General features: G+C 39.2%; 11 protein-coding genes. 6 read left to right on the plus strand and 5 right to left on the minus strand.

What is annotated here, in order from left to right; translation table 11 throughout:
- The first annotated feature begins 27 nt into the window (after positions 1-27).
- Genes B3P23_RS04695 through B3P23_RS04710 form a run of 4 tightly spaced genes read left to right on the plus strand, consistent with a single transcriptional unit; the run spans position 28 to position 4963 of the window.
- The gene (locus B3P23_RS04695; protein WP_293924868.1) at positions 28-1521 is read left to right on the plus strand and encodes a RagB/SusD family nutrient uptake outer membrane protein; all 1494 of its coding nucleotides are present in this window, start codon (positions 28-30) and stop codon (positions 1519-1521) included.
- 12 nt (positions 1522-1533) lie between these two features.
- Positions 1534-2340: a DUF4843 domain-containing protein gene (locus B3P23_RS04700; RefSeq protein ID WP_248753934.1), complete on the plus strand. Its 807-nt coding sequence runs from the start codon at positions 1534-1536 to the stop codon at positions 2338-2340.
- Positions 2341-2359: 19 nt separating this feature from the next.
- A complete protein-coding gene (locus B3P23_RS04705; RefSeq protein ID WP_293924870.1) occupies positions 2360-3793 on the plus strand; it encodes a PKD-like family lipoprotein in 1434 nt (477 codons plus the stop codon).
- A gap of 27 nt (positions 3794-3820) precedes the next feature.
- The gene (locus tag B3P23_RS04710) at positions 3821-4963 is read left to right on the plus strand and encodes an AhpC/TSA family protein (RefSeq protein WP_293924872.1); all 1143 of its coding nucleotides are present in this window, start codon (positions 3821-3823) and stop codon (positions 4961-4963) included.
- A 270-nt stretch (positions 4964-5233) separates the two neighbouring features.
- Here B3P23_RS04710 and B3P23_RS04715 read toward each other — a convergent pair whose 3' ends face one another.
- Positions 5234-5890, minus strand: coding sequence for an SRPBCC family protein (locus B3P23_RS04715; RefSeq protein WP_293924874.1), 657 nt, complete (start codon positions 5888-5890; stop codon positions 5234-5236).
- Between the two features lie 357 nt (positions 5891-6247).
- Between B3P23_RS04715 and B3P23_RS04720 the strand changes: the two genes are divergently transcribed.
- Together B3P23_RS04720 and B3P23_RS04725 are read left to right on the plus strand one after the other, a co-directional pair.
- A complete protein-coding gene (locus B3P23_RS04720) occupies positions 6248-9361 on the plus strand; it encodes a DUF6493 family protein (protein ID WP_293924876.1) in 3114 nt (1037 codons plus the stop codon).
- A 3-nt stretch (positions 9362-9364) separates the two neighbouring features.
- Positions 9365-10699 carry an SWIM zinc finger family protein gene (locus B3P23_RS04725; protein WP_293924877.1) on the plus strand — a complete coding sequence of 445 codons (1335 nt, stop codon included), beginning with the start codon at positions 9365-9367 and terminating at the stop codon, positions 10697-10699.
- Positions 10700-10978: 279 nt separating this feature from the next.
- On the opposite strand, the gene B3P23_RS04730 is transcribed toward B3P23_RS04725, so the two are convergent.
- The 4 genes from B3P23_RS04730 to B3P23_RS04745 form a co-directional block, all read right to left on the minus strand.
- Positions 10979-13141: an ATP-binding protein gene (locus B3P23_RS04730; RefSeq protein ID WP_293924879.1), complete on the minus strand. Its 2163-nt coding sequence runs from the start codon at positions 13139-13141 to the stop codon at positions 10979-10981.
- A gap of 503 nt (positions 13142-13644) precedes the next feature.
- On the minus strand, positions 13645-14712 hold the full coding sequence (locus tag B3P23_RS04735; protein ID WP_293924880.1) for an FUSC family protein: 1068 nt from the start codon (positions 14710-14712) through the stop codon (positions 13645-13647).
- 256 nt (positions 14713-14968) lie between these two features.
- Entirely contained in the window at positions 14969-16516 is a 1548-nt protein-coding gene (locus B3P23_RS04740) for a sulfatase (RefSeq protein ID WP_293924881.1), read from the minus strand.
- Positions 16503-16838, minus strand: a complete 336-nt coding sequence (locus tag B3P23_RS04745; RefSeq protein ID WP_293924883.1) for a hypothetical protein — start codon at positions 16836-16838, stop codon at positions 16503-16505. Before B3P23_RS04745 ends, B3P23_RS04740 begins: the two co-directional genes overlap by 14 nt.
- Between the last annotated feature and the right edge of the window lie 116 nt (positions 16839-16954).

Genomic DNA, 16954 nt, shown 5'->3' on the forward strand with positions numbered 1-16954 from the left:
TTTCTAATGACTTATACTAATTGAAGAATGAAAAAGATTTATATCATATTAATATTGATTTCCAATCTCGGGTTCCTCTCTTGTTCGAAATGGCTCGATATACAACCCGAAAGTGATGTGGATAAAAACATCCTGTTCTCTACAGAGGATGGATTTAAAGAAGCGCTTATAGGTGTGTACACCAGATCGGCGAAAAGTGATCTCTATGGTAAAGAGCTGACCATTGGTACCGCTGAGGTATTGGTTCAGAACTACAGCATTGCGAGCAATGATCCGTTACGATATCTCCAAACTAAAAACTTCAGATACAACGATGCGAATTTTATCGCTCGCAAGGATAATGTGTGGAAAGGCCTATATAATGGAATTGCTAATGCAAATTTGATCCTAGGCGAAATCGATAAAAAGCAAAATCTGTTTATCGGTCATAACTATCCATTGATCAAAGGAGAGGCATTGGCCTTGAGAGCTTATCTGCATTTTGATGCGCTTAGATTATTTGCTACTGCACCAATTGTCCGTGACCAAGCGGATGCTATACCTTACGTCACAACTTACTCCAACAAATCAACAAAATTGTCTTCTGTATCTCAAGCTCTGGACTCGGTCATTCGAGATTTGGAACAAGCGAAAGAATTGCTGAAAATAGACCCTATACGTCAAAAATCATATGTCATTGGCTATCCGACAAGTAAAGATACCCTACAAAATTCGGAACTCCAAGATCCAAACCTTTTCTTACAAAATAGGAGGCATAGACTGAATTATTTTGCTGTATGTGGGTTGCTGGCTCGCGTTAATTTGTACAAAGGTGACAAAATAAAGGCATTAGCATATGCCAAGGAAATTATAGCAGCCAAAAAATTCCCTTGGACAAATCGGACAGATTTTTTGGCCGTGGATGCGGATAAAAAGGATCGTATCCTCTACAAAGAGTTACTTTTTGCTTGGTATATTCCTGCGATGAGCAACACCTTTAATAATGAATGGTTTACTGATGGGAACTCGGGTATGTACTTGGATCAAGAGGAAGCTAAGATCATCTATGATGTAGGTGGGGCGGGAGGTAGTGATATGCGGTACACCCAATGGTTTGGAAGCACAGGCATGGGTACCGGTTTTATATCTTCTTTGCTTAAATATAGAAGAAATGTGTTCAGTGAGAGCTTTTCTGCCAACTTGCATTACTTGGTTGCTCCAGCCATTAGATTAAGTGAAATGTATTATATCGCTGCTGAATGCACATTTGATACAGACCCTACTCAAGCGCTCACCTATTTAGATGAGGTCAGGCTGAACCGTGGCATAGGACAAAAGCTGGAAATGATGAATCAGACCGCTTTTCGGCAGGTGCTGATCAAGGAATATCGTAAGGAAATGTATGCGGAAGGGCAGACCTTTTTTGTATATAAACGGCTAAATCAACCGATAATTGGTCAACAAGGTGCTATAATACCTGTCAGCCAGCAGGTGTTTGCATGGCCGCTTCCTGACGATGAAATAATTTATGGACAACGATAAATGTATATCCACATGAAATATGCTACTTATGTAATCATGTCTTTGGGCATGTGTCTGTTCTTTTCTTGTAAAAAAGAATCTTTAATGCGTTATGAACGTCAGGCAAATATATATTTTGATCTGACTGCTGCAGATCGGGATAGTATCGTGTATACCTTTGCCTACGATATGACCAAGGCGGTAGATACGGTTTTTCTACCAGTCAAATTGATGGGGTATCGAGACCAGAAATCACGAAGCTTCCAGGCGTATATTGAAAAGGATTCCTCAACAGCTCAAGCGGAGATTCATTATGATAAATTGAAGCCGGACTATCCATTTATGGAAGGAGCTGGACAAACTTTTTTACCTGTTATCATTCATAACGTCAAGGACCTGGAAACACGTGCTGTGTCTTTAATCATCAAACTCCAAGAAAGTCCTGATTTTGGAATTGAAAATAAGGACCTGATTCGTGCCCGGATCATCCTCTCTGCACAATTGGAACAGCCCCAATGGTGGTCCATGTGGTTGGACAATTATTCGAGGGTAAAACATCAGTTATTTTTGCTTGTTACGGAGCAGCGGACATTATCCATGCAGGGGCTAGATGCACCAAAAAATCTTTATTTCGCAAATCTATTGCTGATGATGTTAAATGACCCATTTAAATGGATTAAGGATCATCCGGAAAAGGACTATAAACTGGAGTCAAATGATGGCGGACAGACTTATCTCTTTTATCATGTGGATAATCCAAATCGCACGATATTGCTAAGGAAAAATACAGGTTCTGGAAAATATTTCTTTATTGATGAAACAGGAAAGGAGGTGAGATAATATGGGTAAAAAATTTTTTATGAAAAAGGAGATCTTCGTATCTGTTTTTGTTTACATGATCATAGCAACTTTATGCAGCTGCTATAAAGATAAAGGAAACTACGCCATAGAAATGCCTGAAGAACCTCAAATTACGGGGCTAGACACCTTGTATGAGGCTTCGGTAGGCGACAGTTTGATCATAACTCCAACAATATCTGGAATTGATCCTGCTTCGATACAGTGCAACTGGCGAATTGATGTCCCAGAAGCAACTAAACCTGAGACTAATCATTACGAGGGTAAAGATCTACGTATCGCTTTTGGTTTGGAAGCAAAGCGATATCGAGCAAGACTTACGGTTACGAACAAAGTAAATGGAATGAAATATTTCTATAACTTTTATATCCAGGGAACGACCGCATTCTCGAGAGGATCGTTGGTGTTGTCTGTTGATCATGGACTGAGCAAGCTCTCTTTTATAAAGCCTGATCATACCGTCCAAGCTAATATTTATGAGATCATTAATAACGAAGTGCTTCCCGCTAATCCGTTGCATATCCACTATGTCAAGAATCAGTTTACAGGAAATACGCCTTTAGGTTATTGGATTATTTCAAAGAATGGAGGAGTTCGATTGGACGTAAATAATCTAAAACGAGAGATTTTAAAACCAGGTACGCTGTATGATAATTTTTTTCTAGCACCTCCTAGTATCGATGTCGATAATTTAAAGACTTATCCGCAAGGCGCATTATTAGGTGTTATCAATGGTAAATTTTATGCTGGAGCGACCACTACATGGGACCAGTCTGCAACGTATGGTATGTTTGGAACTTTTGCCGACGGCGACTATGAGCTGTCACCTCAATTTGTCATAACAGCGGTGGACAATAATTTTACCATTATCGGTTTTGAAAAGAATAAAAAGCAATTTATACGGATCAATATGTATGGTTCACCCATGTATTTTGGAACACAATATACGAGTGTGAATACCGAAATATTTGATCCAGCAGATGTGGGGATGGATCTTTTGCAGATGGTTCAGGTCAATAATACGGACACTTATGCTTTTGTAAAGGATCATACAGGAAAAGTTTATGAGCTGAAGTTTAAGGCTAATTTTAGCGGGCCATTTTTGGTCACAGCAAATCATAAAAAGCTCTTTTTTCATCAGGAGTGGATCAATGCTGATACTAAAATGGTGGCAAGCCGGATTGGGTATATCTATATCGGTTATCAAAATAAGGTATTCCGCTACAATCCACTTAACCAACAAGTACAGGAATTGAAAGTTAACCTACCATCATCTGTGAGTTTATTGAAGTTGGATGATGATGAAAATACACTAATCGCAGGTGCTGGGGGCTCACTTTATTATCTGGATATTCAGGTGGGAAAAGATGGCGAGCTCCTCCATAAAATTGATGGAATCCCTGGTGAAGTGGTAGACCTGACCTGGAGAAAATAATAAATACACGATAGCTTAATTATACATATGAAAATTTTAAAAATTGCTACAATTATATTGGCCGCAGCGCCAACGATGTTGTTTGCTCAAGAAGCTGCTTTTCAGATGAAAGGAACAGCTCCTAAAATGTTTAACGGTAAGATGATCTACCTGGACTATACTAAAAATGGATTTCCGGTGTCAGACTCTGTCCAGATTGTAAATGGAACATTCCGTTTAAAAGGTACTGTTGATGAACCTACCTATTCCAGAATGGTGCTGGATCAAGAAGGTAAAGGCAAACTGATGGCACAAAATGTAGGCGATCGTTTATACTTTTATCTGGGCAATGAGAACTATAATTTCACGATTAAAGACTCCTTGCGTACAGCAACCATTAAAGGGTCACCCATGCATGATGCATATACCGCATATCTAAAAGAAATAGGTGGAGGTTTCATGGATATCATTGATGCAGGCAATAAAGCATTTGCAGCAGTTAAACAAGATGCTCCTGATGCGAATGAACAATATCAAGCGATTCATGAAAAATTTGAGGCCAGGTTTGAGGCTCGTCGCGTAAAAGAATTAATTTATGCAGAAAATAATCCCAATTCTATATTTTCCATTGATGCGCTGATAGATGCATCCAATAAACGAAAGCTTAGTGAAATCGAACCTATTTTTTTAAAACTATCGAAAGAAGTACGCCAGCTCACGACCGCGCGCCAATTGGAAGCACGCTTTTTAGCGGAGCGAAGCATAAAAATAGGAAATAAAGCTCCCGATTTTTCACAACCGGATACCAAAGGTAAAATGGTTAAAGTTTCTGATTTTAAAGGGAAATATGTGTTGATCGATTTTTGGGCGAGCTGGTGCAGTCCATGTCGAGCTGAAAATCCGAATTTGGTGAAAGCCTATCATAAATATAATAGTAAAGGACTGGAGGTACTGGCTGTTTCATTGGATGATACGAAGGGGAAGGGAGCTTGGCTAAAAGCTATAGAAGATGACGGGATGCCCTGGATCCATGTGGCTGATCTAAAAGGATGGTCTAATGAAGCCGCAGTATTGTATGGGGTACGGGCTGTGCCACAGAATTATCTGGTGGATCCGCAAGGAAATATTATTGCCATTAATCTTAAAGGTGAACACTTACATACCGAATTAGCCCAAGTGTTTGGCGATTGATCACCGAGGGTTGCATTTTTTTCATGATGTGAATCGCTGGCAGCACTGTGCTCTACATCATGTTAGAAAATCGTGGAAACTGTGGTAACTAAAATAATAACTGAATTGACTTAGCATCATCAATATCATTTTGATTAGGGTAAAAGTATTGAAAAATGTAATAAAATAGTCTAAAATGAAATCGTAATTTGTTGCCAAAATAAAAGGGTTTAAATTCCATTAGACCCTTTTATTTGTTGTAGTAATGGATGATCACTACTATTTTTTAAATTATACTAGCTCTTTTGTCAGTTCCTCAGATTCTACATAATCCTTAAATTTCTTAAAATCTTTTTGGATCATTCTTTCTAAAGCTGGATTTAACAGCTTACCTCCTGTTTTGCCATATGCACCAAGTGGGGCTTTGTAACTCATTTTTAGCGATATCTCTGTTTCATTTTCTCCTACTTCTTTAAACTTTACCGTTCCTGCATTCTGCACCTCCGTATCTGCCATACTCGACCATGAAATTTGTTCGTTGACAACATCAGCATTGATAGCGGCCTTCCAATATAAGGGATCTAGGCCCGACGGTGTTTTTACATGCCATTCGGAATGTTTTTCATCGATGATTTCAACGCGATCCAGATGCTTCATAATTAAAGGAAGATTTTCGAGTTTTCTCCAGAACGCATATACTTCTTGACGAGGACTGTTGACCGTTATGACCGATTCGACCAACACATCAGACGGTTTATTGGTGTGGTTGATGCCGAGTCTTTCGTATAGTGGACAGAAAGCTGTAGATCCTCTTAATAAAAGCAAAGCACTAGAAACTGCCAGTGCCGGATCTTTTTTTTTGCCCGATAGGCTTTTATAAAGTAAATAAGACGATGACAGGATCGTCACTATGCGTTCAGTTTTACTGATATTTTGTTTATAATTCATCCTGTTGTAATTAGCTGTTTCATATATTTTTGATGCTCAAAAACTTCTTGCTATTATCACAAATAAAAATGAAGATTGTTAGTTTGTATTTTCATCAGCTGCCAACCGAGACTTCGGAAAGAAGAAAAAATACCTGAATAGTTATACTTGATCTTCATATACCTCGTTGTTTCTATTAAAAAACGAGCTAAAGCTGATGAAATGTGTTTTGTTCACTTTTTTGTAAGTTTTTGCTTTATCATATCGGTAAAGGGGGAGTTGACAATTTTCCTTTTGCCGTGACGGTGAGCGTAAGTTGGTAAAATTTTATATATTTAGTTTTGACAATAAAGGTTTAACAAATTCGTAAAGACAATTATGTTTAAGCATCTAAAATTCATTGATGGTACATCTGATAAATTCTGGGAAATACAAACTAATGGTGCAACACATACAGTAACTTATGGTAGAAATGGTACAGCGGGGCAATCAAAAGATAAAACATTTGACAATGAAGAAACGTGTATTCAGGATGCAGAAAAGCTCATTAAGGAGAAAACGAAGAAAGGATATTCGGAGGACGGCACAGTAGAAGTTGCGCCGCAAGTTACAAAAGAGGGGACTGTGCGGAAACCTAACGCCTCAGTGCAACGTAAAGAAGAAGCGGTGAAGCGTCTAAAAGCACTCATCAGTGCAGGCGGTGTATCTGATATTATTCCTTATCTGGAAGAATATGCGAGTGGCAACCTGGATCTTATTAAAAAAGAGATTCGTGCTGCCAAACGCTACTGGGTCGACTATGTCGATCTGTCGAAAGATCCATTGTACAAGTCCAAAGCACAATATGATTGGGGTATACGCGGGACAAAAGAGCAACAACGAATGGTGAAATTGTTAGCTTTAGCGACCTTTAACGGTTCGGATGCCGCTAGCTGGGATGTATTTATCGAATTAATCAATCAAGTCAGAAGCCCGGAAGTTGACCAGATTCTGACGTATGCCAAACCCAATTGGCTGACACCATATTTGCTGCAATACGTGCGTAAAAATACTTGGCAATCTATTAATTATGACAATTTACGGTATGCGGAAAGTAAAGGTTTTCTGGAATTTGAACCAGAGCTATACGCTAATTCCTTGTCCAAGTCACACCATCCATCACCAGCTTTACTGGACTTATTTACAACAGATGAACTGACCATACAGCGTGATATACCACTTGTATTTGAGTATGAAACACAGATCCATAACGTATACTGGAATTATAGGTATGAAAATCAGGTCAATGAACTGACCTGGGATAAAATATTTGATCAATTACTGGCCGATAATAAAATAGCTAAAGCGTTTATTTTAACAAGTGCTCTAGAGGTGCAAACCAAAAATTGGAACACTAACCTGAAGAGTTATTTTAGAAAATTGATCGATCGGATAGGCGTGGACGAGAAATTGCTGTTGGAGCATCAGGAGTTATTTTTTCCGCTGCTTCATGCTGAAAATAGTGCGGTGATCAATTTCGTCGTCGATACTTTAAAACCTTATTTTGCACATGCTGACTTTAGATTGGAAGAATTTCTGACCTGGTCTGAGGGTATTTTTATGCGTAATGATATCAAAACAGCAGTGAAAACACTGCTGATACAATTTGATAAATTAGTTAAAATTCGTCCTGAAGTAAAAGAACAGTTTATCCTGCAAGCGGCAGATGTATTTATGGTCCAGGATCTGCAATTGCAGGATAGAGCTGCTAAATTTATTTTAAAACATCAGAAACAGCCTATAGAAACACTTACCGAAAAACTAACGCTCTATAGTGCACAGATGTTGGGGGGCATACCAGCGGATCTGAAAAGCTTAACAGCTTCATCTACCTATACTGAAGAGGAAATCTTAAGTGAATTAATGATCAGTACCGGAGAAAACTATGTTTTTGATCCAATAGTCAAAAAAAAACTCCAACAACCTTTTATTTATCCTACGAGTTGGAATGATATCCTGTTTAAGATCGGAGAGGTCATCAACTCTACAGATGCGGTGCAGATGGAAATATTGATGAATGCCTGGGTCGTCCAAAGAGCAAATTTTCCGGCGGATTATAAGGAGCAGCTGGAACCCTATATCAATCAGCTTAAGAAAGTTTACCGAGAATCGCAATGGTTTCAGCATTTTTCAGGCGTATTTTTAAATATGTACTTCCAGCCTACTAAGATCTATCAGAATACGGATCGATACTCCAACTATTCCAAATGGGCGAGTATGATCGGAGAGCAGTTAACACAGCTGCAGCGCCATATCGCGAAAGAAATTCAATTGCCTTTATTGAGTTTACCTACGCATGAACCTTTCTGGATTGCTCCTCAAATAGTGGTACAACGTATTTTGGATTATCAGGATAAAGGCGTAGCCTTAGATTTATTAGATCTGTCGATTGCTTTGAGCCGGACTGTTCGGGAAGATCTGGATGGTATTGTAGCGCTGATCGATCAGATAAACGACATTCAGGTCAGATCTGTTCTGACTTATGCGTTAGGATTGGATGACGAATTGAAAATTGAAAAAAAAACTTGGATCAAAAAGCTTTTATCTGCATCAGATAGCACGCATGTTGGCTGGTTAGGTGTTTGGGCTACCGTGGCCCGAACGCATTATCCGGAGGCTGTTTTTAGTGAATTTGAACATGAAAACTTGAAAGAGATACCCTTTGCCGTAGCGCCTTTCCGACCAGAGCTTATGTTTACTCCGTCATATTATCAAGGGTATAATTATCAGACGAGAAAATCAGAAATGGTGTATGATGGTGAAAAATTAAGTTTTCACTTTCCAAACTTCAAACAAGAACCGAATACCTTTATTTATCATAAAGATATTTATCAACGCGGCAAGGACAGTTTGCATAGCTATTATCTGTATCAAGATGACATCTCTTACATGCATAGTGTGATGCCTCAGAATACCGAAAGTCTGTCCTTGTTTTTGACCTTGGGGTTAGCGGCTAAAGCTGATCAAGGAGGAAAGACACCGATCGGCTATCTGAAAGAAATGCTGTATGATTTCTTTCATTTTGACCAGCAGTCGGTACTATTTTTAGCGACTTCAACTTTTAACAAAGAAAAAGAAGTACGGGCTATGGCGATTGAAGTGCTCATCACGGCCATCGATAGGCAGCGACTAGCGGTTCAGGATCTAGGAAATTTTCTGGGAATCTTGATGAGTCATACTTATGGTCCATTAGGAAGATTAGAGGATGTTTTGGGACAGTGTCGTGATATCTCTTCCAAACATAATCAAGCTTTAATAAAAATAATAGAATACATGTTTCTATCTTATGCGATAGGTGAAAAAATGCCCACTAATTTCAAAAAACTGATCGAATTATATTATGATCTAGTCCATAAAGAAAATCAGAATATTTCTGTTGAAATCAAAGAGGTATTTGAAAAATTAATGATTTTTAAATCATTGCAACCGATATTAAAAAAATTAAGTAATTAACATATGGCCACTACAGATTTAGCGTTCAGCTACAGCAATAATTCGACACTTGTACAGCAATCAGGTATGCAGCAATTGGTGCTTGCCCATCAATCTGAGTTAAGTGAAGTCAGTGCCATACCATGTTTCTTTTGGGGCAGTATTACCGATCCACTGTTAACTTCCAAATGCCTTCTGACATTAGCTAAAGTGGTGCAGTCCAGTTTTGGGCCGGTGCCGCCAAGCCTGCGCGATCCCATTGTTTCAGCAGGTACAGATCAGATCCGATTTGAAGGATTCTCTTCCTGCAATGGTGTGTATGCACGGGTTGACTTGCTTGAAGATGCGATCGATGGCGAATTTATCAGCAGTGGTACGACCAATGTAGACTTTAATGAGCCCATGCTCAATGCCTTAAATGCCGTTAAAAAAACGGAGAAAATGGTACTGGGTGTCGGTAGTAAAGAAGTGTCCATCAGTACTGATAAAACTAAAGTCGTCGAAAAGAAAGTGACTTTACCGCCACGATGGATCAAAGGATTGACCTCGGTACAGCTTTATTTGGCCGGTATGGAACAGAAATACTGTTTAACTAAAATACAGATTATCCAACTGTTTCAGGGCATTCCAAAAGGAAATGTGAAAGGCGAATTATACCTGAGCCAAAGAGGACCTAGATTTGTATTTTCACCGATCGCTACAGCTGGATCAGTTCGCATCGGCGGGGTACAGCGTTTACGCTTATTAGAAGGGATTTTGCCGTATGCGGAGAAATTGATTGTATATCAAGAGGATGGTGGTGAGAGCTGTGCCTTCGTAGCCGATTTTGGTAAAATCAGGCTTTCGCTGGCACTGTCGCCCGATAGCTACCGCGGTTTTTCAGGTGAAGGAAATGTGTTGGAAAATATGGTCAAGGCCGTACCTCAAGAATGGGTACATGCTGTGAACAGCCTGCTCAAGTCCAATGCACATTTTGATCCGACTTTATTAGCCATCGAACACGATGTGGATTTTGCGTCTATGGATACTTTGACGGGTTCGCTCTCTTCCATAGGCTTATTGGGCTATGACCTGCACGATCATCAGCACTATTACCGCCGATTGCCTTTCAAGATGGAGCGTATCCTGGCCTTAAATCCAAGATTGAAGAATGCGCAGAAATTAGTGACGACTGATGGTGTTCAATTTTTCAAAAATACACCAAGCTACATCGAAGCCAGAGTAGAGGGTTCGGGAGTGAAACATACCGTGATTATCGCGGGAGATAAACAGCAGTGTACTTGCGACTGGTTTACCAATCATCAAGGAAAACGAGGACTGTGTAAACATATACTAGCCGTAAAGATGCTAAATGGCTAGCTATATTTTAGAATGATAAAGTTTTGGTTATCAAAAGAATCAAAGCTTTGAAAGCATGATGAACTAAAATATGCTTTCAAGTTGTACTGCCCCTAAAAGTTAGAGAATTTTTGGGGGCATTTTTATGATCAGGAGATGAAACACTATTTTGAATTCAAAATACACGGTCTAAAATAACTATTTGAATATCATCGTTAGGCTATGATACCACTTGCTGAGCCAGTTGTGGCTTCAGTTGATCCAGTAATTGTTTGGATCGGTCAGACGGACATAACTTTTTTAATTATCGAATTGGATCTGAATGGTTGTTCCTTTCCCTAAGCTACTTTCAACTTTAATTTCCGCCCCTAATCGATCAATGATTCTTCTGACAATAGACAATCCGATTCCAGAGCCTTCATATCCGGAAGAATTGGGAAGTCTCTGAAATATTTCAAATATATTATTCCCATTCTTGAGATCCATTCCGATACCGTTATCGATGATGAAGTAAGTCACTTTTTTATCCGACGCGGTACTGTAAACTTCAACTTTAGGTTTTTCCTGTTTGCTGCTGTATTTGATTGCATTACCCACAATATTGAGAAAGAGTTGATAAATCAACGTTCTTTCCCCCTTTATTGGCAATATATCTCCCAATATAAAATCGAGATGGGTTACATCGTATTGATTTTTGCTACTTTCTGCAATTAATATTATTTTACTTGTTGGATCTAAGAGTTCTAAGTTTAATGCTACCGAATTTGATTTGGACAGCTCATGCACCTTGTCGAGCATGTCGGAGATCAAAGATGAAGAGTCCAGCATATTAGTCGCCAATTTATGCAGCAGTTCGGTCGTGATATTGTTTTTCATCAGGATCATCTGCGCTCCGAGTTTAATGGATGATAATGGATTTTTAATATCGTGGGTCAGAGTGTATGTGAAGGTATCTAGAGCATTATTGGACCGAACCAAATCTTTATTCAGTTGGTCAATTTCGGCGTTTCTTTTGGCTAGTGCCTGTTGGATAATGAATACAATACGCTCTATAAAGGAAATTTCGACATGAAGCCATGGTGTTGCATGGGTTCTAGTGATCTGCTTCCAAGCTTCAAAAGAGGTTCGAGGTGATGGGAATGTTATTTTTTTTGAATCATCATACTGCAGATGTTTTTCGGGCTTTCCGGCCCATACTTCTTGGATAACGACCTCTTTTCGGAAAATATATATTCTCCATGATGAGTTTGGTAATATTTCTGTTGTAATAACACCGGGGAGTATATTTTCGCCTTGGTGACTGTATTTAAATTTATGGGTAGAAAATATGCTGTCGTCATCTTGGACAAAATCATTTATTTCTTGGAGCTGTTGTGTATTTGGCACAAGTCCAATCGATCTTTCTCCTGTTGCATATTTAATATAAATGCCATCGGCATGTAGCATGTGCATGATCTTCTCTCCAAATCTTTCCAGTACATGAAAAGTATTTCGATCAATTAACAGATCGCTTTTTAAGTCTTTTTCTACCACGTTCATCGCACTCTGAATTTCCATTTCCTTTTTTAACAGCTCAGAAATATGATGTTTGGTGGCAAATTGAGTCAAAAAAGTACAAAGATGCCTTTGGGAAAGATCGACATGCTGGGGTTGATTATTTTGACAGGTAACGAGTCCCCATAATTGGCCATCTCTAATGATGGAAAAGCTTGCACTGGCACGTGCTTTTGAATTTTTTATATATTGTATATGAATGGGAGAGAGGGCTCTAATACTGCATTTTGATAAATCAATATCTTCTTGACTACTGCCCATGATTTTGTGTGTAGCTGCGTCCGTGTCGGCGGTATGGCGCGCTAAAAAAATGGTATAGAGCTCACGGGCCTGTTTGGGGATATCAAATTCAGGATAGCGATACCCCAATAAAGAATGCATATTTTCCGATTTTGACTCAGCAATAACTTGACCGCTATGATCCTCCATAAATTGATAGACCATCACCCGGTCATAATGAATGATTTGGCGTATTTGCGTAGCAAGTGATTCCCAGATATGGGCTTTGTGATCTTCTAAATATTTTGCATAATAATACAGTTTATTTGATTCGACCTGTATATCACTATAGATCTCCACTTCAACATATATATGATCGTTATGCCGATAAATGCTTAAGTCATAATTTTCATTGTGGATGACAATTCTTTTTGTAAATCGGTAAAAGATAGAATTTTTAAAGCTTTCGTCAATGTCTTCAAAAACCAATGTACTACTGCCCGTCAACTCAGCAAGAATACGGTCAATTGGTAATCCTAAATATTGTTCGAACGGGGTCTGCGTTAACTGAATGACATTTTCACTAACTGCTATACAACAAGTTTCATTACTAAAAACAAATAGGAACCCCAAATCTTGAATGAGACCACATCTTGTTATTTTTTCTTCATGACAATCTAAAAATTCCATAATAATTTCTAAATATTATATGTTAAATTGATATAATATCAGAAGGGAATTAGATTGTGATACAATAATTCGGTTGCAATATTATTTCAGTGAGAAACAGGTAGCTAATTTACGAAATTAATTTCTATCTTTAAAAACTGCATAAGCAGAGCTAAGACAATCTATGTCGGTCCTAATCAAGCATGATTTAAATAATATGCAGGAACAGATTATCAACTAAATCAATGAGCTGGATCAAAAAAGATCTTAGCGATTCATTTCCGCTTCTTTCAGCGGATAAAAATAGATGCGTGATCTTCAAAACAGTTTCGTCATATCTTTTTATCAAACCACGGCCCATCGCTTTATCATCGATACCGGTAATGACACGATGTGCAAGGAAGTTTATCTGATTAATCGGTGAAAAAATGATTTAGATCACCAATCCTAAGTGGCGTGAGCTAGTTCCAATTAGCGTACTAATGGTCGAAAATCTGGATGATCAGAATGTGCTGTTCACCTAGTTATTGATGATCTACACGGTTTCGGCTATTCTTTTTCATTAATATCTTAGCTTTTCTTAATTGTTGGGTGGTATGATCATGTAATTTTGCATTAAATAAAATCCATCCACCGATCATTCCGATCATGCTGCCGATAAAAATATCGATCATACGAGCAAAGAAGATCTGGTTGGTATCTTGTGTCAATTGCTTGCCGGACTCGGATAGGAAAATAGTGAGAATGGTGATGAAGACAACGGCTATTGCGTAGTTGCGTACGACTAAAAACTCCACGACGACTTGTAGAAGGGTAATGCTGATCACCATTATCAGCGGTGTTGGATTGCCAGATGCAATTAACCAGGTGATGCCAAGTCCTATTAATGTTCCAGTGATACGCTGTGTCGCTCTGAGCCAAACGTGTTTTGAACTGCTGCCCTGCATAACGGCTAAACAGGAAATAGGGATCCAATAAGGTTTTTCAATATCCAACGATAAAGCTACTGCTAGAGATAGGGTCATGATGAGTCCAAAGATAATAGATTCGACGATGTTGGTATAGCTCGATTTACGGTGGATCATGCTTTCGGGTTGATTGCTCTTTTTTAGGGTCAGTAGGCTGTATATTAAACCGATACCGCAGGTTAAGATGGTGCCCATAGCGACATAACCGATTTTTTCGGCTATATGTTCGGGCTGAAAAGGGGAACAGATCGCAGTAGAGGCCAGCATGATAAAAAAGAAATTGCCGGGTGGTCGGGTCAACTGGAGCTTGTGCAGGGAGTAATGTACGCCAAAAGAAAAAAGGCCCAATGCGATGGGGGCAAGAATGGGGCTAAAGGAAAAAAGCAATCCAACGGTAAAAGATAACATGAGACCAAAACAGCAGGTCATCAGGAGGATCATACGTTCGATGAGTTTGTCGGATTGGATGTATAATATTGATAATCCGGCTAACGATCCGAGCTTTCCAGCTTCTATATTGTCCATGTACCAACCCAGAATCATGGGGATACCTACACTTAGTCCTGCAACTATAGGGAGGTGCCACTGTCTGTTGGTCTTATTAAATTTAAAAAACGAGTCCATTTGTTCTTTTTTTGATCTGATCTGACGTCGAAATGAGCCTGTCATTCTAATCGGACCAAACAAAGGTAACGATGTTTTTTATTTTTTGTAATTTCTATACCTAATCTATTGTCTCCTGTTTTGTCACTAAGCGTCTTAATCAAATGGCCGATCAGTTCAATGGTTGGATTCCGCAACTGGTTTTTGTAATAATCCCACCAAGTCTGTTTAGATAAACTCCATGGTGGGATTGCTCGTATTGAAGGGGATTTAAAATTTAAAGCTTGATCTGATCAGGATATAGTACCGGAGCATTATTGCTTTTATAAGTCGGCAATTGTGCGTTCCAAATTTTTAATTGTTCCGATAGCAATGTGCTAAGATCTTTTGTTTTGCGTTTCATCTTTGATGCTAGATTATTTTTCTCGCCTATGTCATCGCGCAGATTGTACAGTTCCAGTTTACCGTTCTTCATATCGTAAAGCAGTTTGTAATCTCCCTGACGGATAGCAGAAAAGAAATTGATGCCAGGTCCATCGGGGACGGTCCACTTATTAGGGATATTCCAAATAAGGGATCTATTTTCCCAATGTTCATTTTCATGACGATCACTTAGTAATCCCACTAAACTCTGTCCATCCAATTTTTGTTGAATGAGGTCGTACTGCTTGATTTTTGCGAGGTCTAAAATCGTTGGAAAAAGGTCTTCAATGATTACTGGAGTATGATTGACCTTTGGCTGATGTTGTCCGATATTTTTTATAAGTAGGGGTACACGTATACCACCTTCATACAGTGAACCTTTGCCGGCTTTTAAGGGAAGGTTTTGCGTATGGTTAGATCCTGTGCGCATCGGCTGTAAACTCAATCCGCCATTGTCACTGATAAAGACAATGATGGTCTGGTCATAAACTCCCTGGTTTTTTAGGAACTGTACAATATCGCCCATACTTTTATCATAGCCTTCGACCAGCGAGGAGTAGGCCGCTTCTGTCGAGTCTAAGCCCATTTCTAAATATTTTTGGACAAAGCGTGGATCTGGCTGTATAGGGACATGGACGGCATAATTGGAGAAATGAAGGAAAAATGGTTCTTTGCGTTTGATCGGTTCCTTGATCGCTTTTAGTGCCTCTTGAGTCAATGCTTCGGTTAGAAATGTCGCTGTGCCATGATATTCCATTAGGTCTGGTACTGCTTGATAGCTTGCTTTACCGGATATATTTCCATAATTTTTTTCACCATAATAGTTCTGAGGATGCCCTGCAGCATGCCCCGCGACATTGACCATAAAACCGAGATTGAGCGGACTTGCTCCTGGTGTGCCAGCAGATCCCCAGTGCGCTTTTCCGATATGGATGGTATGATAGCCATGATCTTTTAATATGCTGGGAAAAGGGGTTGCATGAATGGTTTTTGGTACGTTGGCAATTGGGCTGAGTCCATTGATATTCCAATCTGGAGGTGTCAATAGCTCATCGGAATTGTCCGTCGGTGTATTTGCCTTGGGATTTGTCCAGTTGGTCACTTTATGATGTGCGGCATTGAGGCCCGTCAAAAAACTAACACGTGATGGGGTACAGACCGGGGTAGCATAAGCGTCCGTAAATTTGACTGCATCTTGGGCCAGAGCTTCAATGTGTGGAGTATGAAATCGTTTATTGATCGAAGTCTTCTCTTTATAGAAGGGTTCGGATGTGTCTTGCCATCCGAGATCATCGACAAAAAATACCACAATATTAGGCTGATCTTGCTGTTGGGCCCATCCCAGTTGTGTACACGCCACCAGGAGCATGAAGAGTGTTGATTTATTTTTAAATAGTGTCATAAGCATTGAAATTAATGATTTTTGTACCTATGGCTTTAAAATCTTGAATGCCAAGATATGTAATCCATCTTATACCTAAGTTTACACCGGGTCTACTATTATGCTTTCGACAAGCAATCATAAAGTCGCCAACGAGAGCTTGTTTGCTTTTTGTCCATCCTAGATAGAGTGCACATCCGGTTTGATGGGTTGCGGTTATGCTGGTAAATTTTGCTCCTGCTTCTTTTGGCTTGATCACCCATTGCTCGACATCCAATTGCATCGGTTTAATATTAGGAATATTGGTAAGAAACGAATTTAGTTGTATTTTTTTGTAATACATAACAAATTAATTGAACCTCGATATTACGAGGTTCAATTATGATGTACTTTTTAATGTAGTCTCCTGTGAGAAGCTTTTTTTTTTTAGGGTGGATGTTCTCTTCAGATGGAATAGAG

Origin of the sequence: Sphingobacterium sp. UBA6320 (assembly GCF_002440335.1) — a bacterium.
GTDB lineage: Bacteria > Bacteroidota > Bacteroidia > Sphingobacteriales > Sphingobacteriaceae > Sphingobacterium.